Here is a 26,974-nt window from a genome sequence, read left to right on the forward strand (position 1 = left end):
GGCGGGCGCCACGCCACCCCGCATCCCGCGGTGTTCATGGCCGGGCTCCCGCACCCCGGATCATCAGGTACCGGCCCGCCCCGGCCCGGCCACCCGCCCGGACGCCAGCAGCGCCCTGTGCGGAAGCACCAGCCGGCCGCCACCATCGGTGAACTCCGCAGCCAGCACGACGAAGTGCTGACGGATACGTTCGGCCACGGCCGCCCCCTGGCTCCGTACGACCCGGCCGATGGTGGCCACCCCTGCCGCCGGACCGCTCCACCACTCCTCCGGTGTGGTGTGGTGCTCCCAGGTCACCGGCCGGCAGGCCACCTCCGTCAGCCCCGCGTCCCGCAGCAGGCCGACGACGCCTTCTTCGGTACGCGGGAAGTCGTCCTCGGGAGCGAGCGCGGGCAGAAACGACGGACGGGACACACCGGCCGCCCGTACGGCACGGCCGAGCAGCGCCTGCCCGGGCGCGGCGGGAGCCGCCCCCCACCCCGACTCCCCCTGAACCCAAGGGCGTTACCCACCCGTAACCTACCGATGGGTTACCTCAGGTAAGGAGTGGACCTTACTCTCCAGTCAAAATCGGGTCACCGTGCGCCCCACCTGTCCCTCCCGGACAGCGCGCGGCCGGCCCGCATCGAGATCTGGAGCAGAAGATGAGGCCCTCCCGTACGACACTGCGCGCCGCGATCGGCACCGTCTCCGCGGCGGTGCTGGCCACCACGGTCCTCGCCGGCGCGCCGGCCACCGCCGAGGCGGCAACGCCGCAATCCGCCGCCACGGCAGCGGCGCCGGGCACCCCCTCCGTGCGGTTCGTCGACATCCAGGGCGACGGCGGCACCACCCTCAAGGCGAATGTCTTCACTCCGGCCGGTGCCGACGGCGCCCGGCGCTACCCCGTCATCGTGCTGCCCACCAGCTGGTCGATGCCGCAGATCGAGTACATGGCACAGGCCAAGAAGCTGGCCGAGGCCGGCTATGTGGTCGTCGGATACAACTCACGCGGTTTCTGGCAGTCCGGCGGCGAGATCGATACGGCCGGTCCGAAGGACGTCGCCGATGCGTCGAAGGTCATCGACTGGACGCTGGCCCACACACCGGCCGATCCGCAGAAGGTCGGGATGGGCGGGGTCTCCTACGGTGCCGGGATCAGCCTGCTGGCCTCCGCTTTCGACAAGCGGATCAAGGCGGTTGCGGCGCTCAGCGGCTGGGGCGATCTCGTCGGCTCGATCTACAGCGGCCGCACGGAGCACCGGCAGGCCGCGTCGTTCCTGGGCGGCACGGGCGAGCTGACCGGACGCCCCAGCCCCGAATTCCGCACCATCATGAAGGACTTCCTGGCCTCGAACCTGGACAAGGAGAAGGACCTGATCGCGTGGGGGCGCAAACGCTCCCCCGCCACCTATCTCGACAAGATCAACGCCAATGGCGCCGCCATCATGCTGGGCAACGCCTGGGGCGATTCCATCTTCCCGCCCAACCAGACCGCCGACTTCTACGAGAAGCTGACCGGCCCCAAGCGACTCGAATTCCGTCCCGGTGATCACGCCACGGCCGAAGGGCTCGGCCTGTTCGGGCTGCCCAACGACACCTGGACCGACACCCAGCGGTGGTTCGACCACTACCTCAAGGACGCGGACAACGGCGTCGACCGGGAGTCGCCGGTGCTGCTCAAGTCCCGTTCCACCGGCGCGTACGAGGGCTACAGGAGCTGGAAGGACGTCCCGTCCGCGCAGCGCAGGATCGAGCTCGGCGACAGCAAGCAGCTCCACACCAACTGGGACTCCGGCGCCAACGGCGGGCTGGTCATCCTCTCCAGCATGCTGGACCAGTTCCTCCGGCTGCCGCCGATGGCCTCGATCCCGCTGCTGCCGCGCTCCCTGGCCGCCGTCTGGCAGTCCGAGCGCTACGACACCGGGCAGCGGGTCAGGGGGACCGCTCGGCTGCACACCACCCTGACCAGCACCGCGGAGAGCGGCACCGCCATCGCCTACCTCTACGACGTGGGCCCGCTCGGCATCGGCAAGCTGGTCACCCATGCGCCGTACACCTTCCACGGCAAGACGCCGAACCAGCCCTTCGGCGTCGACCTGGATCTGTTCTCCACGGCCTACGACGTCCCGGCCGGGCACCGTCTCGCGGTGGTCGTGGACACCGTCGACCCGCTGTACAACGAACACAACCCGAGCGGCGCCCGGCTGACGTTCTCCTCCCCGGCGAACGATCCGTCGTATGTGTCGGTGCCGGTGCGCGATTAGCGGCCCCCGCCACCTGCACCCCGGCGGCTCACCCCCAACGGTCACCCCGGCGGTCGCCGGCCCCCCGGCAGCAAGGTGCCCGGTTCCGGGGCGGCCACCTCGGCGGCCTCCACCTTGGGATTGCGCCGCTGGCGCCGGGAGACCCAGTGGGCCAGCCAGGACAGCAGCATGCACATCCCGATGTAGATCGGCGAGATGATCATGACGACGGGGATGAACGGCAGGTCGTAGTCGAGGTTGGAGGCGATCAGCTTGCCCGCGTGCAGGAACTCCTCGTAGGTGATGAGGTAGCCGAGCGAGGTGTCCTTCAGGGCGACCACCAGCTGGCTGATGATCGCCGGGAGCATCGCCCGGACCGCCTGCGGCACCAGGACATGCGTCATGACCTGCGTCTTGCGCATGCCCAGTGCGTAGGCGGCCTCGCGCTGACCGCGGTCGACGGAGTGGACACCGGTACGGAAGACCTCGGCGAGCACCGAGCCGTTGTAGAGCGTCAGTCCGGCGACCAGGGCCACCAGCGGCTCCGCCTTCAGCGCCACATAGATGAAGAAGATCATGACCAGTACGGGCATGGCGCGGAAGAACTCCACCAGCAGCGTGCACAGCCAGCGCACGATCCGGTGCTCGGAGAGCCGGCCGGTCGCCAGCACCCCGCCCAGCGCCAGCGACAGCACCGCCGCGAGGGCGAAGGCCTTCAGGGTGTTTCCGAGGCCCCGCAGCAGGAGCTCCTGAATTCCCTTGTAGGTGAAGGGATTCCATTTCGCCGCGGTGAACTGGCCGGTGGCGAAGAGGAGGTAGAGGATCCAGCCGATCAGGGCGAGGATCAGCGCCGTCGAGACCAGTGCGTAGACCCGGTGCCGCGCTCTGGTCCGCGGGCCCGGGACGTCGTAAAGGGCGGTGGTCATCGGGCGACTCCGAAGCGCTTCTCCAGCACGTTGAAGAGCGCGCTGATGGTCAGGGTCACGATCAGATAGCCGACGGCGATCCAGACGAAGGTCCAGATGATGCCGTAACCCCTCTCGCTGAGCGGCTTGTACACCCCCAGCAGCTCGGTGACGCTGAAGGCGCCGGCGATCGCGGAGTTCTTGGCGAGCGCGATCAGGGTGGAGCCGATGGGCGGGATGACGGAGCGGAAGGCCTGCGGGAGGACGATCCCGCCCAGCGTCTGCGGGAAGGTCATGCCCAGGCTGCGGGCCGCCTCGCCCTGCCCGACCGGCACGGTGTTGATGCCGGAGCGCACCGCCTCGCAGATGAAGGCGGAGGTGTAGCAGCCCAGTGCGAGGATGGCGAAGAGGTTGAAGGGCAGGACGAAGCCGAAGCGTGGCAGGCCCAGCACCACCGCGAAGAACAGCAGCGTCAGCGGCGTGTTGCGCAGCACCGTCACCCAGGCCGTGCCGAAGGCCCGCAGGGAGCCGACCGGCGCCACCCGGAAAGCGGCCATCAGGAAACCGAGGACGAGCGCGAGCAGCGAGGCGAAGACGGTGAGTTCGACGGTGCCCAGCAGGCCCTTCCCGTAGAGGGAGAGGTTGTCGAGGAGAACGTTCATCGGTCAGTCCTTGGCGGCTCAGGTCGCCGGGTAGCGGTCGATCGGGGGCGGCTTGGGGGCGGGCACTCCGGACAGGCCGAGGGTCGCGTCGTACGCCTTCGTCCAGTTGCCGTTCTTCTCGTTCGCGGCGAGGGCGTCGTCGAGCGCGAACCGCAGCGCGTTGTCACCGCGGGGCACGCCGATCCCGTACGGCTCCTCGGAGAACGGCTTGCCGACCACCTTCAGCTCGTCGGGCGCCTTGGCGGCGTAGCCCAGCAGGATCGCGTCGTCGGTGGTGACCGCGGCGACCTGGTAGGTGAGCAAGTTGTCGACGCACACCGAGTAGGTGTCGTAGGCGACCAGTACGACCCTGGGGTACTCGGCCTGGATGCGCTGGAAGGGGGTCGAGCCGGCCGCCGAGCAGACCCGTTTGCCGGCCAGGTCGCGCGGGCCCTTGATGTCGTGCTCGTCGGTGCGCACCAGCAGCGACTGGCCGGCCATGTAGTACGGGCCGGCGAAGCCCACCAGCTTCTTGCGCTTGTCGTTGATGGTGTAGGTGCCGACGTAGAGGTCGATCTGGCCGTTCTGCAGGGCCGTCTCGCGGTTGGCGGAGGCGATCGTCTGGAACTGGATGGTGTGCGGCGCGAAGCCGAGGGCGGCGGACATCATCTTGGCGATCTCGATGTCGAAGCCGGTGTACTGACCGGTGGCCGGGTCCTTCTCGCCCAGGTAGGGCTGGTCCTCCTTGACGCCGATGATGAGGTGGCCGCGACGCTTGGCCCGCACCCAGGTCGGGGAGGCGGGCAGCGAGAAGTTCTCGGCGACCGGGTAGCGGGGCAGTTCGCTGCCCTTGGGGCCCTTGACCGGCGGGCTTCCTTCCCGGCCGCAGCCGGCGAGGGCCAGCGCGAGCACGGCGAGCACGACGGCCAGGAGGGCACGGCGCAGGGGCGAGGAGTGGCTGTGCGGCATCACGACGCCCCCGTTCAGTGCTTGAGGATCTTGGAGAGGAAGTCCTTCGCCCGTTCGCTGCGCGGCGCGGTGAAGAAGTCCTCGGGGGTGCGGTCCTCGACGATGCGGCCGTCGTCCATGAACACCACACGGTTGGCGGCGGAGCGGGCGAAGCCCATCTCGTGGGTGACCACCACCATCGTCATGCCGTCCCGGGCGAGCTGCCGCATGACCTCCAGCACCTCGTTGATCATCTCCGGGTCGAGGGCGGAGGTCGGCTCGTCGAAGAGCAGCGCCTTGGGGTCCATGGCGAGTGCGCGGGCGATGGCGACGCGCTGCTGCTGGCCGCCGGAGAGCTGTGCCGGATACTTTTCGGCCTGGGAGGCGAGCCCCACCCGGTCCAGGAGTTCACGGGCGCGCCGCGCGGCCTCGTCCTTCTTTTTCTTCCGGACCTTTATCGGCGCCAGCATCACATTGTCCAGCACGGTCTTGTGAGCGAAGAGGTTGAAGGACTGGAAGACCATGCCGACTTCGGCCCGCAACTGGGCCAGCGCGCGGCCCTCTTCGGGCAGTGGCTGCCCGTCCAGCTCGATGGTGCCCGACTCGACGGTTTCCAGGCGGTTGATGGCCCGGCACAGGGTGGACTTCCCGGACCCGGAGGGCCCGATGACCACGACCACCTCCCCGCGGCCGACGGTGAGGTCGATGTCCCGCAGGACATGCAGCTTTCCGTAGTGCTTGTTGACCCCGCGCAGTTCAATCAGCGCATCACCGGCCATATGCAGACCTGCCCACTCTCATCCGTACAGCGGAGAACTCGCAACCTACCGGGGCGAATAGGGCGCCTCTCCACTGACACGCACGTATGCGCAGAGATGGGCGGGTGAATCAGGGTGACGGAGGAACCCGGCGCGAGGTCGGCGCGGGCCGTTGCCACGGCATCCCGGGCGGAGGAGGTCAGCTCTCCGAGACCTCGGCGTAGACCTGCGACAGCTCCGGCGCGCCGATATCGGCCCACTCATGACCCATGGTCACCACGTCGATCTCCCGCCCGGACGCCAGCCGGACCACCGGCTGCCCGTCCGGCCAGACGTGCCACACGGCGCCGGGTACCGTGCGGACCACGACCGTGCCGAGGTAGAGACCGGCGTCGTTGCCGAGCCAGGGCAGCACCTCCGGGTCGTCCCGCCAGACCGGCTGCAGCTGGTCCAGCGCCTCCAACGACCGTGCGGAGTCGTCCAGTTCCACGCCCTCCGTGGCAGCCTGGGCCCGCAGCAGTTCGCACTCGGACAGCAGCTCGACGACGCTTTCGGGATCGGCGCGCACCGACTCCGCGAGCGGCACGGACCGGTGCGCTTGCTGCCGCTTGCGCCACTTGTCCAGGAAAGACATGTTCATGGTCTGCAGGGTCCCACCCGCCCTGTGGTCGCGGCCACAGGCGCGCGGCACACCCGTACCCCGTTCGTCACCTTGACGCTTCCCCCGCGCCTCCCTACCTTCATGGCGCTCGGATCGGATCTGACCGGCCCCCAGGAGTCCCCCGCCTCCAGGGCCTGTCTTCAACGTCCCGTCTGCCTCGCGGCGACGGGCGAACGACGGGACTTCGAAGACAGGCCTGGCGGGACCGGCCTGGAACGCCCGCTCATGCCTGCCCGCCCGCGCCCACCGGAGGGATACGGACCGATGCGTGTACGACGATGGGGCACCCCCCTGGTCCTGCTGCTCACCGCAACCGCACTGCCGGCCACCGGCGCCGAACCCGCGACAGCCGTCGCGGCGCACGCGTCACCGGCCGGCGCACCGCACGGCCCGCTGCCCCTGGCCAGGCTCTTCGACAACCGGGCGGTCAGTGACAACTCCCGGCCCGACGCGGCTGATTTCGACGGGGCGGGCCGGTCGCTGTCCGCTCAGGACCTGACGGCGGCCGGCTGGTCGCCCGGGAGTGCCCTGACGCTCGACGGGGCCCGGCTCACGCTGCCGCGCACCGTCCCCGGGACGCCGGACAACGTCCTCGCGGACGGCCAGCCGGTGGCCGTCCGCGGCCGCGGCGAGGCGCTGACCTTCCTGGTCGCCGGGACGGGCGGTACGGCCACGGGCACCGGGACCGTGCACTACCGGGACGGGTCGCACAGCACCTATGAACTCACCGCGCCCGACTGGCGGTCGGGGCCGCCGGCCACCAAGGCGGTGACGCTGCCGCACCTCAATGCTCCGGGCGGTCAGCTGACCGGGACGGCACGGCTGTATGCGGTGACCGTGCCGCTGCGAGCGGGGCGGGAGGTGAGCTCGGTGGTACTGCCGGAGGCGTCCGGGCCGTCCGGTGCGCTGCATGTGTTCGCGGTGTCCGTACGGGACACCGGGCGCGGCAGGACCGGGAGTTGGGCGGCGAGCACGGCGGGCTACCGGGCGGTCGGGCCCTGGACCGACCGCACGCTGCGACTGGTGGTGCACAGCGGCGCGGGCGGACCGCGGGCGCGCATACGGATCGCCAACACCTTCGCCGCCGCACCGGTGGACATCGGGGCGGCCGGCATCGCGGTGCGGGACGCGGGAGCGGCGGCCAAGCGCAGACCGGTGCCGCTGACCTTCGGCAAGGCACACACCGGGGTCCGCATACCGGCCGGGGCCGAGGCGGTAAGCGATCCCGTCGACTTCACCGTTCCGGCCGGCACCGATCTGCTGGTGAGCCTCCATCTGCCGGGAACGGTGACGGCGGCGCCCGTGCACCAGGAGGCGGCCCAGCAGTCGTATCTGAGCGCCGCGGGCAGCGGTGACCGCACCGCGGACACCGGGGGCACGGCCTACCCCGGAACGATGACCTTCTGGCCGTTCCTGACCGGCGTCGATGTCGCGGGCGGGCCCGGCTCGATCGTGGCCCTGGGCGACTCGATCACCGACGGGGTGAGGTCGACGAGCGGCACCAACCGGCGCTGGCCCGATGTGCTGGCCCGCCGCTTCCAGGCGCAGCACGCGCTGCCCCGCTACGGCGTGCTGGGCCAGGGCATCTCGGCGAACCGGATCGTCACCGACCGCTATCCGGGCGACGGGGTCAGCACGGACACCGGCGGGGTGAGCGCCCAGCACCGGCTGGAGCGCGATGTGCTGGCGCAGCCCTCGGCGCGGACGGTGGTCGTGTTCGAGGGCATCAACGATGTGCGCTGGGGCACCTCGGCCGACGAGGTCATCGCCGGTCTGCGGGCCCTCGCGGGGCGGGCGCACGAGCGGGGGCTGCGGGTGGTGGTGGCGACCATCGCGCCCTGTGAGGGCTACCCCGACTGCACCCCGGCCGTGGAGGCCCGCCGCCAGGCCGTCAACGCCTTCGTACGCGACGGCGCCGGCACCGTCTTCGAGGCGACACTGGACTTCGACGCGGTACTCCGCGATCCGCAGCGGCCCGCACGGCTGCTGCCCGCCTACGACAGCGGCGACCACCTCCACCCGGGCGACGCGGGCCTTGCGGCGCTCGGCAACGCGGTGGACCTGCGGGCGCTGGTGCCGGGACGGCGCTGAGGCCGTTCCCGGGGCCTGCCACCCGGCGCCCCGCAGCCCCCGGCCGGCCCCCGGCCAGGGCCGTCACACCGTCCTAGACGTCGAGGTCCACCACGACCGGGGCGTGGTCCGAGGCGCCCTTGCCCTTGCGCTCCTCGCGGTCCACGTACGCGTCCGACACGGCCTTGGCGAACGGTCCGTTGCCGTAGACGAGGTCGATGCGCATACCGCGGTTCTTGGGGAAGGCGAGCTGGCGGTAGTCCCAGTAGGTGTAGGGCCGGTCGTACTTGAGGGGGCGCGGCACGACGTCCGACAGGCCCGCCTCGCGCAGGGCGGCCAGGGCGGCGCGCTCGGCGGGCGTGACATGGGTGGCGCCCTCGAAGACGGCCGGGTCCCAGACGTCCTCGTCGGTCGGGGCGACGTTGTAGTCGCCGAGGACCGCGAACGGGCGGGAGCCCGCCGTGTCCTTGGCGACGGCCGTCTTCAGCGCCTCGAACCAGCCGAGCTTGTAGGTGTAGTGCGCATGACCGACCTCGCGGCCGTTGGGGACGTACACCGACCACACCCGGGCCGGGCCGCAGGTCGCCGAGACGGCCCGCGGCTCCTGCACCCCGTCGTAGTCCGGGCCGCCGGGCAGGCCCTTGACCACGTCGTCGAGCCCCACCTTGGAGAGCAGGGCCACGCCGTTCCACCTGCCGTCGGCGTTGACCGCGGCTTCATAGCCGAGCTCGCGCAGCTCGTCGTACGGGAACTGCTCGGCGGTGCACTTGGTCTCCTGGATGCACAGCACGTCCGTGCCGGTGCGCTCCAGCCAGGCCAGCAGCCTCGGGAGGCGGGCGGTGATCGAATTGACGTTCCAGGTCGCGATGCGCATGCCGGTAAACCTACCGCGCGGCACTGACAGTCAGGCCCTCAGCCGAGGGCGGTCCGGTGGCCCGGGGCGAGACGGCCGTGCTCGGCCCCGCCGCCCAGCTTGTCGATCATGGAGTCGTAGACCGGGCGGGCGTGGTCCTGGAGCAGGCTGTCGTGGATGTCGATGGCGCGTCGCGGCGCGACCTCACGCACATAGTCGATGATCTCGGCGATTTTGTTCCAGGGGGCGTGGACGGGCAGCAGCAGGGTGTCGACCGTACGGTCCTCCGGGACGGTGAGGGCATCGCCGGGGTGGAAGACCGTGCCGCCGTCGATGAGGTAGCCGACGTTGGTGATGCGCGGGATGTCGGGGTGGATGACGGCGTGCAGCTGGCCGTGCACCTCCACCTCGAAGCCGGCAGCGGTGAAGGTGTCCCCGTCGCCGACCGTGTGCACCCGGCCCGGGAACGCGCCGGCGAGCTGGTCGGCGACGCTGGCCAGCGTCCAGATCTCGGCCGCCGGGTTGGCCTCCATGCCGGCCCGCAGCCGGTCCTCGTTGAAGTGGTCCATGTGCTCATGCGTGACCAGGATCGCGTCCGCGCCGACGGCCGCGTCCTCCTCGCTGAAGAGACCGGGGTCGATGACGAGCGTCCGCCCGTCCTTCTCCAGCCGGACACAGGCGTGGGTCTTCTTGGTGAGTTCCATGGGGACATTTTGCCGTGGCGGCCGCGGTGCGTGCGCTCCCGCCCACGGCTGCGGGCGCGTTGGGCACGCCCCTCCTCGGCCCTCGGCCCGCAGGCTTCACGCCTCAGGCGTCGTCTCCTCCCGTATCACCCGCTGGGCGACCGCGAAGGCGGAGTTCGCCGCCGGGACACCGCAGTAGACGGCGGTGTGCAGCAGGACTTCCTTGATCTCCGTGGGGGTGAGGCCGTTGCGCAGGGCCGCGCGGGTGTGCAGCGCCAGCTCGTCGTGGTGGCCGCGGGCGACCAGTGCGGTGAGCGTGATGACGCTGCGGGTACGGCGGTCCAGGCCCGGCCGGGTCCAGGTCTCGCCCCAGGCGTAGCGGGTGATGAAGTCGTGGAAGTCGCCGGTGAAGTCGTCGGCGGCGGCCTCGACCCGGTCGACGTGGGCGTCGCCCAGGACCTCACGGCGGACCTTGATGCCCGCTTCGTAGGTGGCGCCGCGGGCCTGTTCCGGCTGGGCGAGACCGGACTCTATGGCGGCGGGCGGCGCCATCGGGGGCGGCGGGGGCGCGATCTGCGGCTTGGGGGCCGCGGCACCGATGGCGGTCTGGCCACCGGGTCCGGGCTTGTCGTGCCAGGCGGTGGAGAAGTGCCGGATGAGGAGTTCGGTGACCGCCGAGGGCTGCTCGACGGGCGCGAGATGGGAGGTACCGGGCACCAGCGCCAGGCTCGCGTCCGGTATGCCGGCGACGAGGGTGCGGGCGTCCGTGGTCGGGGTGACCTGGTCCTCGGAGCCGACGACGGCGAGGGTGGGGACGCCGATCCGGCCGAGGGAGGACCGTACGTCGAAGGACGCCAGCGCCTCGCAGGCGGCGATGTAGCAGCCGGGGTCGGTGGTCCGCACCATCTGGACGGCCCATTCGACGATCGCGGGCTGGGCACCGGCGAAGCCCTGGGTGAACCAGTGCTCGGGCGCGGTGCGGGCGATCGGCTCCAGCCCGTTCGTGCGGATGACCACACCGCGCTGACGCCAGGCGTCGGCGGTGCCGTACCGCGGCGAGGTGGACACCAGGGCGAGCGAGGTGACCTGGTGCGGGCGGGTGAGCGCCAGCTGGATGCCGATGGCTCCGCCGATGTTGCAGCCGGCATAGCCGAAGCGGTCCACGCCCAGGGCGTCGAGGGTGGCGATCAGCCGGTCGGCCAGCTCCGCGATGGAGGCCGCCGCGTGGGCGGGCGAGCCGCCGTGTCCGGGCAGGTCGAAACGGATCACACGCCAGTGGCGGGTCAGCTCGGGGATCTGCCGGTCCCACATGTGCCAGGTGGTACCCAGAGCGGCGCCCAGGACGAGTACGGGGGCGTCGTCGGGGCCGTCAATCCGGTGCTGCAGGGTCTTCTCACTCACCCGGCCACGCTACCGGCTTTCCGGCGCGGTCCTGACGCCCGGGTCAGGAAGGGCCGTGGGAGTGTGCCCGCGAGCCCCGCCCGAAGCGGAGTTTGCGCAGGTCAGGACCTCTACCGCCTAGACGACGCAGACAACCGGATGACCCGGCTCGTCGTAGCTCACCATGATCCGCCGGTACGGACGCGGGTGCCTTGCTCGAGATCAGGACCGGGGCGTCTACTGGCCCGTCAAAGCAGCCTTGCAGGGTGTGCCGATATCTCACTCACCCCCTTCACGCTCTCAGATCTCACACTGCCCCTATGACGGGGGCCATGACCGTGTGGGCCTGACCAGGTGGAACACCTCGCGGGCGGCGTAGCGTTTGAGGCATCGGACGATTTCGCGTCGGGTCTTGCCCTCCTTGGTGCGGCGTTCGTAGTAGTCCTGGGTGCGTGGGTCGAAGCGCTGGCGGGTCTGCACGATCCGGTGGAGGGCCGCGTTGGCCTGCCGGTCGCCGCCGCGGTTGAGGCGACGGTACTGCCGGCTGCCCGAGGAACGCTCGATCGGACTGACCCCGCACAGCGCTATCAGCATGCGCGGAGTTACGCCGGCCGCGGTGAGCATCTTGGCCGTCGCCGCGGAGGAATTGCGGGCCACGTCGGCGAGGAACAACGGGACGTGGCGCGGGCCGAGCATCTCCAGTCGCTTGGTGCCGAGCACGGGCACGAGGGAGAGCCGTATCGTCGCGTACTTACTCTGTACGAGCTGCGCTTCCGGTTGGGCTTGATCACGTTGTCAGATGTGCACGGGCTGCCGGAGGTCGTCGGGGGATCGCCAAAGTGAGAGACCCAAGCTGCATGGCTCGTGTCGGTGTGGGGTGCTGGGTTACAGCCCACAGGAGCCGCGGTCGAGGTGGAAGTACCGGGCGTTGGCCCAGCGGCACAACCGGATACCGACGATGACGCCGACGATGGTGATCAGGGCAGGTAGGTATCCGCTGGCGACCTGGATGATCGGGATTGCCGGGCACCCGCCTGAGATCGCCCAGCCCGTACCGAACAACACCGCACCGGGGATCACGCCGGCGTGGATGCGTCCCGGGGTGCGGCGGACCCGTAGCAGAGCGAACGCGCACACGAGGATCACCACAGCACCCGCGAAGGAGAGGAACATGCGCAGGTCCTGGAAGGTGAACATGCGGTTCAGCTCAGCGAAGTCGCCGAAACCGATGTTGGTGACGGTGTAACCGAGAGCTAGTCCGGTGATGATGTTGGCCAGCAGAATCGCGCCCCGAGTACGCATCAGATCACCTTCCACAGCAGGAACGACACCGCGACGGCGGTGCCGAAGAACACGGCGGTCGCGACGAGGCTGACCGGCCGCAGCCGGCCGCAGCCGCTGAGTCCGTGGCCGGAGCTGCACCCACCGGCCAGCCGAGTGCCGAAGCCGACCAGAACACCTCCCACGAACAGCATGGCGACCATGGTGGCCGAATCGGCGGTGACCAGGTCCCGAAAACTGGGGCCCATGTCGAAGCGAAGGTGGAACCGCCCGGAGGCGACCGCGGCGATGAACCCACCGAGGAGGATCGACATCAGCAGGGCAGCCTGAGTGACCAGCGGGGCCGGGCGCAGGCTCGTGGCTGCCGGACGCTCACTCGCTGCCGATTCGGTGTCGGCTTCCAGTGGCTGCGACTTCTCGTGCGGAGCCTGCGGCACGGTGGACGCGCCGGTGCCGGTGCCGAAGTGCTCCGCTGTGGCTGCGGCAAGCGCCTCGGCCAGAGCTTGATCGTCGGCGAACTCCTCGTCCATCCGTTCGAGCTCGCGTTCGCGACGCCAGTGCAGCACGCGATCCCACGCGGCCGACACCCCGAGAGACCGATCAGTGATGAGGGTGTGGTTGATGGTGACCAGAGCGAGCCCGATAGCGCCCGCCCACCAGGGCCAGTAGGTACTCATGCGGGTCCTCTCATCCAATCGGCAAAACGAGCCCACCAGCCGCGCTTCGGGGCGGGCGCGTGCCGTGATTGTCGAGCGAGGCTGTCTGCAGGTCGGCCGACCTGTGGGGGCGGTGACGGCCGGTCATGCCAGACATCTGCTGGTGGAGGTGTGGCTCCGAACTGGGCCATGGCTTCCGGTGTCGCGGTTCCAGGCCCCGACTGTGACTGCTCATATGGCCGGGTCGGTGCCGGCTGAGGCCAGGACGCGGGCTCCGGTGACCCCGGAGTGGGTCGTGGCGGCGGGGACTGTCGAGGGGCGGCCGCCGCGCTGGTGGCGCTGGATCGGCCCGCCTCGGCCGGCGCTTCGAGGTGTCGCGCTCTGGCTCCGTTGGGCAGCAGGCTGATCGGCACGCGCTCGCCGGTGAGTGACATCTGGTAGCGGGCACAGCCGAGCCATTGATCTGCGCTGTCGCAGTAGTACTCGCGCCAGCCTTGCAAGCTCGCCTTAAGTAGGGGGAAAAGGGGGCATCCTGCGGCGTGTGAGCAACCCACGTTGCTCCCTCCTGACTGGCGTACCACCCGTTGGGGGAGAGCGGTTACTGTTCTCGATTCCTGCCCACGCCGGCCCGGTCGACGGCCTGAAAAGCAATGCGGTGGCGGGCAGTGACAGAAGGCGCTGCGCCTCCCTTTCTCGACCGGGCGAGATGCAACCATTGTTTCGGTGTCCCGAGCAACTCTGGGAATTTTTTCAAACAGGTCACCTGGCACCACTTAGTGAGATACTCTCCGCGACGGATATGTGGCGCCTGCCTCTCATGTCCGGATTTTTATGACCCCGGCGAGGTAACTTGGATCGTGATTCGGCTTCATGAGGACGGCCCACACCGGCGCAAGGAAGCTGCTTCTGAAGGAGTTGTAAATTCTGGAGTTCCTTGTGGTGATGGCGTGAATATCGTGGATCTCAAGCGAAGAACCAAGGAGGTAATCGTGTGCCAACGTGCTGTCTGTCCGTCGTGCCGGAAGTTGACCTTTGAGGGTTGCGGGAGACATGTGGACCAAGTGCTCATGGGCGTACCAAACGCCCAGCGGTGCATGTGTGAGCCTGCGGAACGCAAGCGTGCGCGCCCGGTAAAGGCGGCGACTCGAACGGGATCGGCACCAGCCCGACAGGGCGAGTCGTCGCGACGCACACGCACTCCTGGTGCCCCGGGGAGTCCACCGGGCCGGTCGAGGGGCGGCTGGTGGGCTCGGCTCATCGATTGGGCCAAAAGCCCGGCCTGAGGTAATCATCCGAGTGTGCTTGCTTTCGGTCCCTTGAGCCCAAGGCGTGGATTGTTGGGCCATGAGAACCCCGATTTCAGAACTCCGGGGTGCCAAGTGACGCCGAGCACGGAGCCAGCACCGACACTCGCGTCTCGCGACGAACGTCATAGGCGCTCTGCGTAACAGCATCCGCTTCTTCTGATGACCTCATCCTCATCCACTTTCTGCGGACCCGCTGCACCGAAGAATGGCGGAGCGCCATGATGCTCCGGATGTAGAGATGATGCTCCGGATGGAAAACTGCCAGTCGCGCGTCGCCGACGTGAATGCCGGGCAGACCGTCGTGGACGCGTGCGAGAGGGCGAATATCCTGGCCGCCGGTGCCATCCGACGGCCTCTGAGGGATTCGCTACTGACGGCAGCCCGTGTGCCACTGCCACTGGGACGCCCGGGCTGTCGTATGTGCGCGGGAGCGGGCCGGCACAGGGGGAACCACCCCGCTCCTGCGATCGGCGCCCGCGCACCTCTCCATGAGGGTGAGCGCCTCGGCCCTCGTGATCGGGTCACTCCTTCCTGCGCGCCATGTCCCTGAAAGACTTCTCTCGCACATTCCTCGTCCGGTTCTCCCCACGGCGGCGTGACGCGGTAGGTCGCCATGGTCGGCGCCTTCCCGCACACCGCCTCGGGCGCCGCAGCGTCAGTCTCGGTTACACAGAGCGGGATCTCGGCGGACCCAGGAGCAGGACGTGCAGGAAACTCTTGCGCCGCCACAGCCACTTGTCATCGAAGAAGTTGTCCAGGATCTTCCTCTGAAGTCGGCACGTGCATAAGGGTGTTCGCCACGCCAGCGGTCTTCAGTCCGTCGTCGGATCCGGGCAGTCCGCTGGCTGGCGGTGTCCGCGATCGCCTGCCAGTTGTCGACGCAGGCGATGCGCGGACGGGTCATCGGCGCGGCAGCTAGGGGGTGTCGTTCGGATCATGGTGGATCAGGGAGCGGGGTCTGGTGCGTGCGATCGCAAGGCGGAGGAGGGAGTCGACGCGGAGCGTCGGCGAGTGACGACAACGCGGCGAGCGTGCGTGCCAGACCCCGCGAGCCCGCCATGATCCGAACGACACCCCCTAACTCGCGCCTGTTACCTCAGGGCACCGCTGCATCATCCATGTAGCGATTGCGCATCAAAATTGTGGAGTCGGCGTGATGATCTGTGATTTTCAGCAAGATCGGTGCCAAGTGGTTCGCTGAGGTGCGGATCAGGGGGACGGGAGCGGCGTGCAGGGCGGGTACCCGGCGTCGTGCGGTCATCGCGCAGGAACAGAGGGGCGTGGACTACGCGTACGCGTGCCTCGAGCAGCGGCAGTCACAGGACACGGCGACCGCTGCCGTCTACCGCGCGCACAACGAAATGCCGGTACCCGGCGCGTCAAGCGGACAAGCCGACGCCCGGGCACGAGGCGATGATCCGCTGGTGATCATGCGGGTCAGCGTTCACGGCGGCGAGTCGTTCCTCATCGGGCGACAGCCTGTGTGGAACGACGAACGCGACCTGGTGGTCGTCTCATCCGCTGCGCAGCAAGCCATCGAGTGGCGACTGGCGACCAAGGAAGATCCCGGCGACCTGCTGCTGCGGCGAAAACTGGCCTTCCAACGCCGCAAGCCGCGGACCGTGACGAACTACCTCGACGAGCTCGTACTGCGGCAGTACGACGTCGAGCTGGACGATGGAGCAGTGACCGAGGAACCCGCACAAGCCGACGTGTCGGACGTCCCGCCGAGGAAGGACCGGGTCCCGCAGCCGGAGCGTACCCGGAAGAGGATTCCGCGGCTCCGTCCCTGGAGGCGCTGCTCCTGGACGACCTGGACCTGCCTCGCGACGGGGCCATGCGCGACATCGTCGACACGGTGCAGCGCGAGCAACTGCTGCTGGTGGCCCATCAACGGCCCGGCGCTCTGGTCATCCAGGGCGGCCCGGGGACCGGCAAGACCGCAGTGGGCCTCTACCGCGTGATGTGGCTACTGGACAACCACCACTGCTCGGCCCAGGACGTCCTCGTCGTAGGCCCGCACCAAGGCTTCCTCGCTTATGCCGGACAGGTCCTGCCGGCACTCGGCGGAGGAGACGTCACCACCCTCACCCTCGACCGCCTCCTGGCCGGCGACCGTCCCACATCCGCGACGGGCACCGACTCCCCCGAGGCGGCCTTCCTCAAGAGTGGCGGGCGGGGCCACTGCCCGCGCCGGAGACTGTGATCGCGGTGGCGATCTCCTCGATGTCGGCAGGGGTCAGCTCCAGCGAGCCCGCTCCGATCCAGCCGTCCACCTGGGCGGCCTTGCGCGCGCCCACGATCGCTCCGGTGATGCCGGGCCAGGCGAGCACCCAGGCGATGGCCACCTCGGCCACGGTGCGCCCATGGCGTTCAGCGATCGGCCGCAGCGCCTCGGCGAGCTGGAGGTTGGCGGTCAGGCCGGTCGTGAAGTCGTGGTGGGCGGTCCGCCAATCCTCGGCGGGCAGGCCGGCCACGCGCTCGGCGGAGAAGGCCCCGGTGAGCAGGCCGGATTGCAGCGGCGAGTAGACGATCACGCCGGTCTCGTGTGCGCGTGCCCAGGCAATCTCAGCGGCGGACGACCGGTTGATCGCCGAGAACGGCGGCTGGATGACGTCGACGTGGGCGATCTGCTCGGCCGCCTGGAGCAGGTCGGGCGTGTGATTGGAGAGCCCGATCGCCCGTACCTTGCCTTCGGCCTTCAGGTCGGCCATGACCTGCCAGTACTCCTCCAGCGGCGTGGCGTTGGGCGACACCGCTCCAAAGCCGCCACCGGCGTACTCCAGCGATTCGCCGGTGTCGGGATAGTGCACCTGGTACAGGTCGATGTGGTCGACGCCCAGCCGCCGCAGCGAGTCATCGAGCTCGCGGCGGACGCTGGCCGGCTTCATGATCCGCCGAGGCGCAGCCGACGGATTGTCCGGGTCCCAGACCAGGCCGACCTTGGTGAAGATGTACGGGCGATCGGCCTGCGGCAGGTCGGCGATGGCCTTGCCGACCAGTTGCTCCGAATGGCCCAAGCCGTACACCGCGGCGGTGTCGATCCAGTTGACGCCCGCGTCCAGCGCGTGGCGGATCGCGGCGACCGACTCGGCGTCGTCCGTGGCGCCCCAGCTGAAGGTCCAGCCCGAGCCCGACACGGCCCAGGAACCGAAGCCCAACCGGGTAATCTCCATGCCGGTACGGCCAAGCATGACAGTCATAAGTGATGCGCTCCCGTGAATCAGAATGCCGGAACTGTTCCGGCGGATTCAACTCTCGGCGTTCCACGCGAGGTCAGGCAGTGCCCGGCGCTGCCTAGGCACGTCATGACCAGGCACACCTAAAACCAGAAAATTATGGAACATATGATCTTCGACCGACGCTCCGAGCTGGGTGAATTCCTCCGATCGCGCCGCGCCCGGCTTCGCCCCGAGGAGTTCGGCCTGACCTCCTACGGACGGCAGCGCCGGGTCCCCGGGTTGCGCCGCGAGGAGCTGGCGCAGCTGGCCGGGGTCAGCGTCGACCACTACGTACGCCTGGAGCAGGGCCGAAGCCTGCGGTTCTCGGGGGAGGTCCTGGACGCGGTGGCCAAGGCCCTGCGCCTGAACCCGGCCGAACGGGAGCATCTGCACCTGCTGGCGCGCCCCGTCCCGGCTGCCGCCGAGGAACCCACCGGCAGCCCGCCACTGCGCCCGGGCATACACAGCCTGCTCTCCGCGATCAGCGACGCCCCTGCCTACGTGGTCGACCACAGGACCGACGTGCGGGCCTGGAACCGGCCGGCCGCTGCGCTCATCACCGACTTCGGCGAACTTCCCGCCGCAGAGCGCAACATGGCCAGGCTGGTTTTCCTCGACGACGGCGTGCGCGACCTGTATGTCGACTGGTGGGCGCGGGCTCGCGACGTGGTGGCCTTCCTCCGGCTGGACATTGCGCGCCCGCCCGGCCCTCCTGCCGCCCAGGCCCTGATCGAGGAACTGTCGGCCGTAAGACCCGAGTTCGGCCAGATCTGGGCGGAGCACGACATCAAGGCCCGGGAGCACGGTAGTTACCGGTACCGGCATCCCCTGGTGGGCGAGCTCGAATTGACCTACGAGACCCTCCGGCTGCCCGGCCACCCCGACCTCGCCCTGATCGTCCACACGGCCGAGGAGGGATCGCCCTCCCAGGAAGCACTCCGCATCCTGACCCGCTAATCCCCGTATTTCGGTACTCATGCCGAGGGCGATACGGATGTCTTGGCAAGGGGTAAAGCTTACGACTTGGTGCGCGATAACACTGGCCGTATCTGAGAAACGAGGTGGTAGCGCTTGGCGGCCTGGTGTTTGGATGCTCGGCGTGACTTCTGTGGATCTCGATGATCGCCGTGAGCGGGCGCTGTTGGACCAACTTGAGTGGTACTACGACGCGGTGTCGCGCCATGGTGCTCGCGTTGAAGATTTCGGGCCGCTGACCTTGTTCGTCCGGGAAGGGCAAGGGTGGCCGTTCTATGCACGTCCGGCTCGGGGATGGTCGGGTGCGGTGAGTGTCGCCGACGTGGCCCGAGTGCGTGTCCGGCAGCGTGAGCTCGAAATCCCGGAGAGTTTCGAGTGGGTAGCCGAGACCACGCCTGCGCTGCGTGCCGCGGTCGAGGAGTCAGGGCTCGTGGTTCACGAGCACCCCTTGATGGTGCTCGACCCGGGCTCGTCGGCGCCCGCTGTGGACGAGATGTCCGAGGACCTGTCGGTGAGGACCTTGGACCCGGACAATCCGGCGTTGCCAAGCGCGCTGGCTGTGCCGCATCTCGCCTTCGCGGAGCCCGGAACCCGTATCGGCTCGGCGGGCGCGGCGGAATTGGCAGAAACGGTGCGGGACCGATCCGGCGACGGGTCGGTGGATCGCGTGGTTGCACGCATCCGGGCAGGTCTGACTGTGGTTGCCGCAGCGGTGGAGGACGGGACGGCGCTGTGCGCGGGCCAGCATCAGCCAGTCGGGGCGGTCAGTGAGATCGTCGGTGTCGGGACGCTGCCCACCGCTCGCCGTCGTGGCCTTGGGCTCGCGGTCACTGCGGCGCTTGTGGCCGACGCGCGATCACGAGGCGTGGAAACCGTCTTCTTGTCTGCAGGCGACGAGGACGTCGCCCGGACCTATGCCCGACTCGGCTTCCGGCGTATCGCGACCGCATTGATCGGTGGGCCTGCCGAGTAGCGAGTCCGCTACCAGAGGCGCTGTCAGCCGTGACGTGACAACGGCCGCGCGGGTTGAGCGGATTGTGACATCCGCCTGGGCCCGTGCGGCCTTGTCCCATCCTGCCTGCTGCGGCCTGTCCCGCGCCCATCTCGTCGGTTTGGTCAAGGAGTTGGCCGCTCCGTGGACCGCGCGCTGCGACTCCGCGCGGCACGACCGGCGTGGTGGGCAACGGCGGCGGGCACCCGGTGCCGGTCCGCAGCACCGGCTGGTGTTCACCGACCGTGTGCTGGTCACGTTGGTCGTTCTGCGCTTTCAGCTCCCGCACGTGGCCCTCGCCGAGCTTTATGGAGTGGACCGGACCACCGTCACCCGTGCGGTGCACGAGATCAGGCCGTTGCTGGCCACCCGCGGCTTCGCCGTCCCCGATCGGCCTGGGGTGCGGTTCGGACGTTGGCGGACGTGTTCGGCTACGCCGCCGCGGAGGGCGTCCGGCTGCGGATCGACGGGACCGAGGTTCAGGTCCGTCGACCAGCCGCGCACCGACCCGGGCGCCGGGTCTTCGTGTCCGGCAAGCGTAGACAAAACACGGTCAAGACGACCACGATCAGCGACGGCCAGAGCCGGACTCTGTGGTCAGGTGCCGACCGTCCCGGCCGGATGCACGACCAGACCGCCCTGCGCACCGAGGGCATCGCCGAACAGCTCCGCCTCCATCCGGACGTCACGGTCGAGGTCGACGGGGGCTACCGAGGTCTCGCCAACGAGTTCCCCGATCAGGTCAGCGCGCCGCCACACAAGCTTATGGAGGACGTCCCCGAAGGCGAGAAACTCGCATGGCGCGAGGCTCGACGGCGACAATCCTCGCGGCGGATCTGCGCGGAGCACGCGAACGCCGAGCACAAGCAGTGGCGACCGCTCCAGCGGTACATCGGCCGACGCGAGCACTATGCCGAGACCCACCGCGCCGTCGCCGGCTTGGTCTCCGACCGCGCCGCCCGTCGGGCCACAGTCCGACGGGCGAGTACAGAGATCGTGCTCGCCCGGCAGACTGCCTGCTGATCACCCACCAGCCGAACCACCAGGCCCCACGCCCGAATCTCCATCGCGCACCAAGCCGTAAGTCCGCTTCCACAGCGGATCGGTACGGCCGAAGCAGGCCGTGTGAACGGCGTCCGCTGTATCCACCAGCGCCTCGGTCCGGCCGACCCCGTACGGATACGCTCTCGGCACCGTGGCCGTGGCCGAAGCGTGCCGCATCGGCCACGGCCGGTCCGGTGCCATGGCCGATGCCGACGGCTCTCCGTGGCGCTCTGGTACGACGTGGATGACCGTTACCGGCCGGACCGTGGCCACTCCCGTGGCACAGGCCGGACAGCACGGTCCCCCCCAACGCACCCCCGTCGAAGTCAGGGGTGCGTTGATGTGCTCTGAAAACACGCGCTGGGCGAAGTACAGGGCGCCTGGAGGGTAGACGCCGACTTTCGCCGCCGGTGCCGTGCCGGACTCAGAGGTCGGGGTTCTTGCCCTCGGCCGTCTGCTTGATCCGATCGATTTGAAGCCTGGCGAAATCGGCGTAGGGCTGGCCTTCCCGAAGGCCCTCGCTCGCCACACGGATCAGGGACCCTCCGAGGCGCATAAAGATCTCGGTGTTCCGTCCGGTGAAGGCATCGGTCTCATCCGCGCCCGCCGAGACCTTTAGCGGCTTCGCCCCGGCGCCGGATTTACGGCGCTCCTTGGCCGCCAGGCTCTTCATCGCGAAATTCACATCGTCCGGGGTGCGGAAGGCGTAGATGGTGAAGATGACCTGGCCCTCGCCCGCTGCCTGATCGATGTGCGACGTGCCGAGGGCTGTGAAGCCACTGCACTTCGTCCCCGTGTCGTCCTGGCAGGTCTTCACGGACTCGGTATGTTCAGGGATGCTGACGCCGAATCCCTCCCAGTCCTGAGGGGCACTGTCCGTGTCCACCAGGGCCCTGCGAACCTGGTCCTCGGTCAGCACGACCGGCACCTTCGGCTGCCCGCCGCCACCGGTGACAGCACCCGCGCCGTCGCCGCCATCGGTGGCCCCCGGGCCCCCGCCGTCGGCACCTCCGCACGCCGTGAGCGCCGCTACCATCGCAGCCCCGACCACAATCCCCCGTGCCACCCTGAACACCGTCAACCCCTCTGCCCAACAGATCATTTGGCATGCACCCAACCGCATGGATGCGTCGACTGCCAAGTCCCCCGGCCGGGACGGTCACCGCGGCACGCCGTGCAGTACCACTCAAGCTGGTCCAACAGCGCCCGCTCACGGCGATCATCGAGATCCTCAGAAGTCACGCCGAGCATCCAAACACCAGGCCGCACTGCCCGTAACCCGGTGCCAATGGAAGCCGAAGAGGTACGGCAAGGCATCGTTGCAGGTCAGAGCGTGTTTCCGGGTCAGCAAGTCAGCACAAAGTCAGCATCGGCGGCGTCACGCCGGGAAACGGGCCGGCTACAGGGGCACGCCGTGGTCCAGACCTCCGCAGCGTCCGGAGCCGAGACCCAATGCCAGTTGTCGCACCACAGTACAACCTCCTCCGAGATCGCAAAGGGCCCTCTGAATCAGCGGAGTTGGGCGCCCTCCGCACCATTGTTATCCCCACCTCCACTGCACCGAAGGTCTTCGCCATTGATCAAGGCCCACCAGCTTTAACAACGCTCGCGATCAATACACCTAGCCCCCTCACCGGGCGCCGCGCCTTCTACCGTCCTCCGAAGCTCGCGACGATGGGAGCCCCGCCCCGCCAGGCGCATTCGGCCGAGAGAGATCACCGCATTCGCCGATCTCGCTCGCCGAGGCGAGGCTGCTTCAACCGATGAACCGCCGACTCCGCGCGATCGGCGTCAAGGCCCGGCAGAGCCGGAACACCGCTCTGTTCACTGTGGCCTGGCAGATCCCGGCCGCGATTCTCGCCAAGGTCCTGGGACTGCACCGCTCGGTGGCCGTCCAGTGGCAGCAGGCCAGCGGCGGCGACTGGACGGCGTACGCCGCAGACGTGGCCGCGCGGAACTCCCGTAGGTCAGGCGTCAATCAGGTGGCTCCGGCGCACGAGAATTCCTCGACGACGTCCCAGGTGTAGATGCCCAGGCCCGGGTCCTGACGCTGGTTCACAAGGTGGATGCGGTCGATCGTGAGGTCGATCCGTTCGGGGCGAAGCCGTCGGAGCTCGCGGTTGAGTCGCCGATCATCCTCACTCTCCCGCTGGGCGTAGGCCAGGTGTGGCCCGCTTCTCATCCTGGATCCTCATCGCCCCAAGCCACTCCAGCCGAGCCGTGGCCCGATCGAAACGCCGGTCATGCGCGCTGTCGCGCTCTCACCACACACCTACGTCAACGGCGTTGCAGCTGGGGATCAGGGTGAGCGGGGACTCCTGTTGCTTGGTGGCCGCGTTCCAGGAGGCGTTGGAGGGTGCGGTTGTCGGCTGCCGTTGCGGAGATGAGGACGGCTGGGCCGGCGAGGGGTGTGAGGGCGGCTTCGCCCTGGTCGGAGTCGGTGGAGAGGATCTGGGGTGGTGGTTTGTGGTGGGTGAATTCGGGGGTGACGATGAGGATTTGGCCGGTCATGCGGTAGTCCGCGAGGACGGCTGGGCCCGACCAGCCGGGGGCTCCGGGGCCGAGATGGAGCTCTTGGTCGAGCAGGGGTTGTTCGGCCAGGCGGACGGTCAGGCGGGTGCGCAGCTGTCCTGGGGGTTCGTTGGTGCGGCCGAGTACCTGTTCTTCTCGCAGGATCAGTCGGGCCCTGGGGGCCAGTTCGGCACGGGTGGTGGTCACCAGGTCGCTGCCTACGACGGAGATCACGGGATCGGGCTGATAGTGCAGTTCGGCGTCGTCGTCCACGCGGAGCAGCACGTCATGGGTGGCGGTGCCGCCGTAGGGGCCCGGCAGGGCGAGGGTGGCGCCGATCGTGTCGAGGTGCAGGCGTGCGCCGGTGCGGACTTCGATGTTGAGGCTGAGCCGGTCGCCGCCGAGTGGGGCGCTCACCGCGCCGGTGAGAGCGACTCGGGCGTAGGGGCCGGTGGCGTTGAGCCGGCGGGGGATGAGGGCCCGTCGTCCGTAGAGCACGGGCAGTGCCGTGCCGCCGCGCGGGTCGGGGACGGCAACGATCCGCGCGGCGGAGGTAACCCCTGGAGTGGGTGGGGCAGGTTCCGCTGCGTGGTGTGGGGGCTTGGCGGGTGCGAGGGTCATGCGGCGTCCGTGGTCCAGTCGGCCAGGCGTGCGCGCACCCAGTCGGAGACGGGCTGGATGCCGTCCTCCGTCTTCAACGTGGTGAAGGCGACGGGGAGTTCGCCGCGCTGTGCCTTCGCGTCGCGGGCCATGCCTTCCAGGTCCACTCCGACGTAGGGGGCCAGGTCGGTCTTGTTGACGACGAGGAGGTCGGCGGTGGTGACGCCGGGGCCGCCCTTGCGCGGAATGTCGTCCCCGCCCGCCACATCGATCACGAAGATCTGGAAGTCGACCAGGCCCTTGGAGAAGGTGGCGGTCAGGTTGTCGCCGCCGGACTCCACCAGCACCAGGTCCAGTGGTCCGACCCCGTCCTCCAGGTCCTCCACCGCCTCCAGGTTGGCGGAGATGTCGTCCCGGATGGCGGTGTGCGGGCAGGCGCCGGTCTCCACCGCGCTGATCCGCTCGGGGGGCAGTACCGCCTCCCGCAGCAGGAATTCGGCGTCCTCACGGGTGTAGATGTCGTTGGTGACCACCGCGATGGACAGTTCCTCACGCAGCGCCCGGCACAGTGCCGCGACAGTGGCGGTCTTGCCGGTGCCCACCGGCCCGCCCAGGCCGATGCGCAGCGCCCGGCGCCTCCCGTTGGGGCGTGTGGGGGCGGCGGCGCTGTAGGTGTGTCGCTCGGGGAAGGTCTGCGCGTGGTCGAGGTGCATGGGGGCTCCGGTGTTTCGTGGTGGTGCGGGTGGGGGGTCAGGAGGCGAAGAGGCGCACCGGCCAGGCGGCGTGCTGCTCGGCGGTGATGTCCAGCAGCGGCGCGGATGCGGCGGGCAGCGCGTCGAGGCCCTCCAGTGGGACTCGTTCGGCGGCCTGCGCGGCCTGCGCGGCGACCTGGTCGAGGTCGTCGGCCAGGCGCGCCAGGACGGCGGTGGCCTCGAAGGGGTCCAGGCTCAGCAGGCGTACGACGGCGGTGGCCGGGCCGCTGACGTTCTCGTACGCCACGGCGTAGGCGGCATCCAGCGGCGCCAGCCCGGCCGAGCGGGCCGCAAGCCCCATGACGATGGGCTGGTGGGCGCCGCGCGGGCGGGCCGCGGCGAGCGCGTCCAGTTCGGCCGAGGGCCAGGTCGCGCGGGCGGCGCGCATCATCTGCCGCCCCAGTCTGCGGGCCACAAGCCGCAGGGCGGGGGCGGGGGTTCGGGCGTCGGCGGCCTCGTCCAGCAGGAGTGGGTCGCAGCCGGATGCCGCTGCGGCGGCCAGGCCCGCGCCGACCAGCCCCGCGGTGTGCAGCCTGCCGCGGCAGAACGCCTCCAGGGTGGGGGTGTCCCGGATACGGCCTGCGGTGACGGCCGGTTCGGCGCCCCCGGAGTGCGCATGCCCTCCGGCGGGGAACCGGCCGTCAGCGAGGACCAGCAGTGCCGCGCGGCTCATCGCGTTTCCCTACGGTGACTGCAGCTTTGGCCGCGGTGGTGGTGACTCATCGGCAGGTTCGCAACGATCCTCGGGACGGTGTTCGCGGCAGCCATCAGACGAGGAAGTACCGCTGGGCGAGCGGAAGAACCTTCAGTTCGTCCTCCGGGCACATCTGCTGCACATCCTTGCCGTCAATGGTGACCTGGAACGAGTCAGAGTTGACGACGATGCGCGGCGTCGCGTCGTTCTCCTTCATGTCGGCCTTGGTGAGGTGCCTGGTGCCCTTGATCTTGTGGAACGGCTTGGCCACGCCGATCTTGTCCACCAGGCCGCCCTTCCCCAGCGCGAAATGCGTGACGAAGTTCAGCGAGAGCGATGCCGGCGCCCGGCCGACCGCGCCGTAGGCGGGGCGAGGCAGCACGGGCTGCGGGGTGGGGATGGAGGCGTTGGCGTCGCCCAGCTGTGCGTACGCGATCTGCCCGCCCTTGATGACCAGGTGCGGCCTGACGCCGAAGAATTTCGGCTCCCACAGCACCAGGTCGGCGAGTTTGTCCTCTTCCACCGATCCGATGACGTCGCCGACGCCGTGGGTGATCGCCGGGTTGATGGTGTACTTGGCGACGTAGCGGCGTACCCGGTGGTTGTCGCAGGAGCTGGTGTCGCGGGGCGCGGCCCCGATGCGTTCCTTCATGACGTGTGCGAGCTGCCAGGTGCGCAGGATGGTTTCGCCCGCGCGCCCCATCGCCTGGGCGTCCGAGGACGTCATCGAGATCGCGCCGAGGTCGTGCAGGATGTCTTCGGCGAGCATGGTGGTCGGCCGGATCCGCGACATGGCGAAGGCCAGGTCCTCGGGGACGTTCGGGTTGAGGTGGTGGGCGACCATGAGCATGTCGAGATGCTCTTCCGAGGTGTTGTACGTGTAAGGAATGCTCGGGTTGGTGGAGGAGGGCAGCACATTGGCGTGGCCGGCCACGGTGATGATGTCCGGGGCGTGCCCGCCGCCCGCACCCTCGGCGTGGTACACGTGGATGCCCCGGCCGGCGATGGCGTCGAGGGTGCTGCCCACGTAACCGGCCTCGTTCAAGGTGTCTGCGTGCAGGGCGAGTTGCGCTCCGCTCTCCTGGCACACCTCCAGCGCGGCGCGGATGGCGGCGGGGGTCGCCCCCCAGTCCTCGTGGATCTTGAACCCGAAGGCTCCGGCGCGCAGTTGGTCGCGCATCGACTCCTTGTTGACCGTGCTCCCCTTGCCGGTCAGGCCGATATTGACCGGGTAGGCGTCCAATGCCTCGAACATCCGGGCCAGGTACCAGGCCCCTGGGGTAACGGTGGTGGCCTTGCTGCCCTCGCCGGGTCCGGCGCCGCCGCCGATGAGGGTGGTGACTCCGGAACCCAGTGCCTCGGGGATGACCTGCGGGTCGACGAAGTGCACATGCGTATCCACGGCACCCGCGGTGAGGATTTTGCCGTTGCCCGCGATGATCTCCGTCTCGGGCCCGATGACGAGCTTCGGATGAATTCCGTCCATGATGTCGGGGTTGCCGGCCTTGCCCAGTGCGACGATCCGGCCGTCGCGGATGCCCACATCGGCTTTGACGATGCCCCAGTGATCGACGATCACCACGCCGGTGATGACGGCGTCGGGCGCCCCGTCCTTGCGGCTGAGCAGGGACTGCCCCATGGACTCGCGCAGTACCTTGCCGCCGCCGAAGACCGCTTCGTCCCCCGCCAGTCCCGGCCCTCCGGAGCGGTCCTCCTCGATGCGGATCCACAGATTGGTGTCGGCAAGCCGAATGCGGTCGCCGGTCGTCGGACCGAACAACTCGGCATACTCGCTGCGGGGCATCGACTTCAGCCTGT

Annotated in this window: 23 protein-coding genes and 2 pseudogenes; 7 read left to right on the top strand and 18 right to left on the bottom strand. The window is 69.3% G+C overall.

Annotated elements, in window-relative coordinates; all coding sequences use genetic code 11:
• Positions 1-63 precede the first annotated feature (63 nt).
• The gene (locus tag OHS81_RS05995) at positions 64-414 is read right to left on the bottom strand and encodes a hypothetical protein (protein WP_328383131.1); all 351 of its coding nucleotides are present in this window, start codon (positions 412-414) and stop codon (positions 64-66) included.
• Between the two features lie 230 nt (positions 415-644).
• On the opposite strand from OHS81_RS05995, the gene OHS81_RS06000 reads away from it, so the two are divergent.
• On the top strand, positions 645-2,246 hold the full coding sequence (locus OHS81_RS06000; protein ID WP_328383133.1) for an alpha/beta fold hydrolase: 1,602 nt from the start codon (positions 645-647) through the stop codon (positions 2,244-2,246).
• A gap of 41 nt (positions 2,247-2,287) precedes the next feature.
• Here the strand turns inward: OHS81_RS06000 and OHS81_RS06005 are convergent, their stop codons facing one another.
• From OHS81_RS06005 to OHS81_RS06025, 5 genes are all read right to left on the bottom strand, one after another.
• Positions 2,288-3,151 (bottom strand): amino acid ABC transporter permease, encoded by an 864-nt coding sequence (locus tag OHS81_RS06005; protein ID WP_328383134.1) that lies wholly within the window; start codon positions 3,149-3,151, stop codon positions 2,288-2,290.
• Positions 3,148-3,792 carry an amino acid ABC transporter permease gene (locus OHS81_RS06010; protein WP_328383136.1) on the bottom strand — a complete coding sequence of 215 codons (645 nt, stop codon included), beginning with the start codon at positions 3,790-3,792 and terminating at the stop codon, positions 3,148-3,150. Before OHS81_RS06010 ends, OHS81_RS06005 begins: the two co-directional genes overlap by 4 nt.
• An 18-nt stretch (positions 3,793-3,810) precedes the next feature.
• The gene (locus OHS81_RS06015) at positions 3,811-4,740 is read right to left on the bottom strand and encodes a glutamate ABC transporter substrate-binding protein (protein ID WP_328383138.1); all 930 of its coding nucleotides are present in this window, start codon (positions 4,738-4,740) and stop codon (positions 3,811-3,813) included.
• A 14-nt stretch (positions 4,741-4,754) separates the two neighbouring features.
• A complete protein-coding gene (locus OHS81_RS06020) occupies positions 4,755-5,498 on the bottom strand; it encodes an amino acid ABC transporter ATP-binding protein (protein ID WP_328383140.1) in 744 nt (247 codons plus the stop codon).
• 178 nt (positions 5,499-5,676) lie between these two features.
• The gene (locus OHS81_RS06025; protein ID WP_328383141.1) at positions 5,677-6,117 is read right to left on the bottom strand and encodes a DUF6278 family protein; all 441 of its coding nucleotides are present in this window, start codon (positions 6,115-6,117) and stop codon (positions 5,677-5,679) included.
• A gap of 285 nt (positions 6,118-6,402) precedes the next feature.
• Between OHS81_RS06025 and OHS81_RS06030 the strand changes: the two genes are divergently transcribed.
• The gene (locus tag OHS81_RS06030; RefSeq protein WP_328383143.1) at positions 6,403-8,229 is read left to right on the top strand and encodes an SGNH/GDSL hydrolase family protein; all 1,827 of its coding nucleotides are present in this window, start codon (positions 6,403-6,405) and stop codon (positions 8,227-8,229) included.
• Between the two features lie 73 nt (positions 8,230-8,302).
• Here the strand turns inward: OHS81_RS06030 and OHS81_RS06035 are convergent, their stop codons facing one another.
• The 6 genes and pseudogenes from OHS81_RS06035 to OHS81_RS06060 all read right to left on the bottom strand — a co-directional run bounded on the left by OHS81_RS06035 (position 8,303) and on the right by OHS81_RS06060 (position 13,082).
• The gene (locus tag OHS81_RS06035; protein WP_328383145.1) at positions 8,303-9,082 is read right to left on the bottom strand and encodes an exodeoxyribonuclease III; all 780 of its coding nucleotides are present in this window, start codon (positions 9,080-9,082) and stop codon (positions 8,303-8,305) included.
• A gap of 38 nt (positions 9,083-9,120) precedes the next feature.
• On the bottom strand, positions 9,121-9,765 hold the full coding sequence (locus OHS81_RS06040) for an MBL fold metallo-hydrolase (RefSeq protein ID WP_328383147.1): 645 nt from the start codon (positions 9,763-9,765) through the stop codon (positions 9,121-9,123).
• Positions 9,766-9,861: 96 nt separating this feature from the next.
• A complete protein-coding gene (pcaDC, locus tag OHS81_RS06045; protein WP_328383149.1) occupies positions 9,862-11,145 on the bottom strand; it encodes a bifunctional 3-oxoadipate enol-lactonase/4-carboxymuconolactone decarboxylase PcaDC in 1,284 nt (427 codons plus the stop codon).
• A 297-nt stretch (positions 11,146-11,442) separates the two neighbouring features.
• Positions 11,443-11,760, bottom strand: a pseudogene (locus tag OHS81_RS06050) (transposase); the annotation flags it as partial.
• Between the two features lie 249 nt (positions 11,761-12,009).
• Complete coding sequence (locus tag OHS81_RS06055; protein ID WP_109893874.1) at positions 12,010-12,426, bottom strand: YeeE/YedE thiosulfate transporter family protein; 417 nt, start codon at positions 12,424-12,426, stop codon at positions 12,010-12,012.
• Positions 12,426-13,082: a YeeE/YedE family protein gene (locus OHS81_RS06060; RefSeq protein WP_328383151.1), complete on the bottom strand. Its 657-nt coding sequence runs from the start codon at positions 13,080-13,082 to the stop codon at positions 12,426-12,428. Before OHS81_RS06060 ends, OHS81_RS06055 begins: the two co-directional genes overlap by 1 nt.
• Before the next feature lie 3,123 nt (positions 13,083-16,205).
• Between OHS81_RS06060 and OHS81_RS06065 the strand changes: the two genes are divergently transcribed.
• Positions 16,206-16,574 (top strand): UvrD-helicase domain-containing protein, encoded by a 369-nt coding sequence (locus OHS81_RS06065; protein WP_328383153.1) that lies wholly within the window; start codon positions 16,206-16,208, stop codon positions 16,572-16,574.
• Here OHS81_RS06065 and OHS81_RS06070 read toward each other — a convergent pair.
• On the bottom strand, positions 16,531-17,571 hold the full coding sequence (locus OHS81_RS06070; RefSeq protein WP_328383155.1) for an aldo/keto reductase: 1,041 nt from the start codon (positions 17,569-17,571) through the stop codon (positions 16,531-16,533). The genes OHS81_RS06065 and OHS81_RS06070 overlap by 44 nt on opposite strands.
• A 144-nt stretch (positions 17,572-17,715) precedes the next feature.
• Here OHS81_RS06070 and OHS81_RS06075 point away from each other — a divergent pair, with 144 nt between their 5' ends.
• From OHS81_RS06075 to OHS81_RS06085, 3 genes and pseudogenes are all read left to right on the top strand, one after another.
• A complete protein-coding gene (locus tag OHS81_RS06075; RefSeq protein ID WP_328383156.1) occupies positions 17,716-18,546 on the top strand; it encodes a helix-turn-helix transcriptional regulator in 831 nt (276 codons plus the stop codon).
• A gap of 133 nt (positions 18,547-18,679) precedes the next feature.
• Entirely contained in the window at positions 18,680-19,537 is an 858-nt protein-coding gene (locus OHS81_RS06080) for a GNAT family N-acetyltransferase (RefSeq protein WP_328383158.1), read from the top strand.
• 64 nt (positions 19,538-19,601) lie between these two features.
• Positions 19,602-20,578, top strand: a pseudogene (locus OHS81_RS06085) (transposase family protein).
• A 445-nt stretch (positions 20,579-21,023) separates the two neighbouring features.
• Here the strand turns inward: OHS81_RS06085 and OHS81_RS06090 are convergent.
• Positions 21,024-21,518 (bottom strand): hypothetical protein, encoded by a 495-nt coding sequence (locus tag OHS81_RS06090; protein WP_328383160.1) that lies wholly within the window; start codon positions 21,516-21,518, stop codon positions 21,024-21,026.
• 844 nt (positions 21,519-22,362) lie between these two features.
• Between OHS81_RS06090 and OHS81_RS06095 the strand changes: the two genes are divergently transcribed.
• Positions 22,363-22,626, top strand: coding sequence for a hypothetical protein (locus OHS81_RS06095; protein ID WP_328383162.1), 264 nt, complete (start codon positions 22,363-22,365; stop codon positions 22,624-22,626).
• A gap of 250 nt (positions 22,627-22,876) precedes the next feature.
• Here the strand turns inward: OHS81_RS06095 and OHS81_RS06100 are convergent, their stop codons facing one another.
• The 4 genes from OHS81_RS06100 to OHS81_RS06115 form a co-directional block, all read right to left on the bottom strand.
• Entirely contained in the window at positions 22,877-23,731 is an 855-nt protein-coding gene (locus tag OHS81_RS06100) for an urease accessory protein UreD (RefSeq protein WP_328383164.1), read from the bottom strand.
• The gene (gene ureG / locus OHS81_RS06105; protein ID WP_327223147.1) at positions 23,728-24,423 is read right to left on the bottom strand and encodes an urease accessory protein UreG; all 696 of its coding nucleotides are present in this window, start codon (positions 24,421-24,423) and stop codon (positions 23,728-23,730) included. The genes OHS81_RS06100 and ureG overlap by 4 nt, the downstream gene beginning before the upstream one ends.
• 37 nt (positions 24,424-24,460) lie before the next feature.
• A complete protein-coding gene (locus OHS81_RS06110) occupies positions 24,461-25,135 on the bottom strand; it encodes an urease accessory protein UreF (RefSeq protein ID WP_328383166.1) in 675 nt (224 codons plus the stop codon).
• A 94-nt stretch (positions 25,136-25,229) separates the two neighbouring features.
• Complete coding sequence (locus tag OHS81_RS06115; RefSeq protein WP_443058660.1) at positions 25,230-26,960, bottom strand: urease subunit alpha; 1,731 nt, start codon at positions 26,958-26,960, stop codon at positions 25,230-25,232.
• Positions 26,961-26,974 lie beyond the last annotated feature (14 nt).

The organism is Streptomyces sp. NBC_00400 (genome assembly GCF_036048035.1).
Classification (GTDB): Bacteria; Actinomycetota; Actinomycetes; order Streptomycetales; family Streptomycetaceae; genus Streptomyces.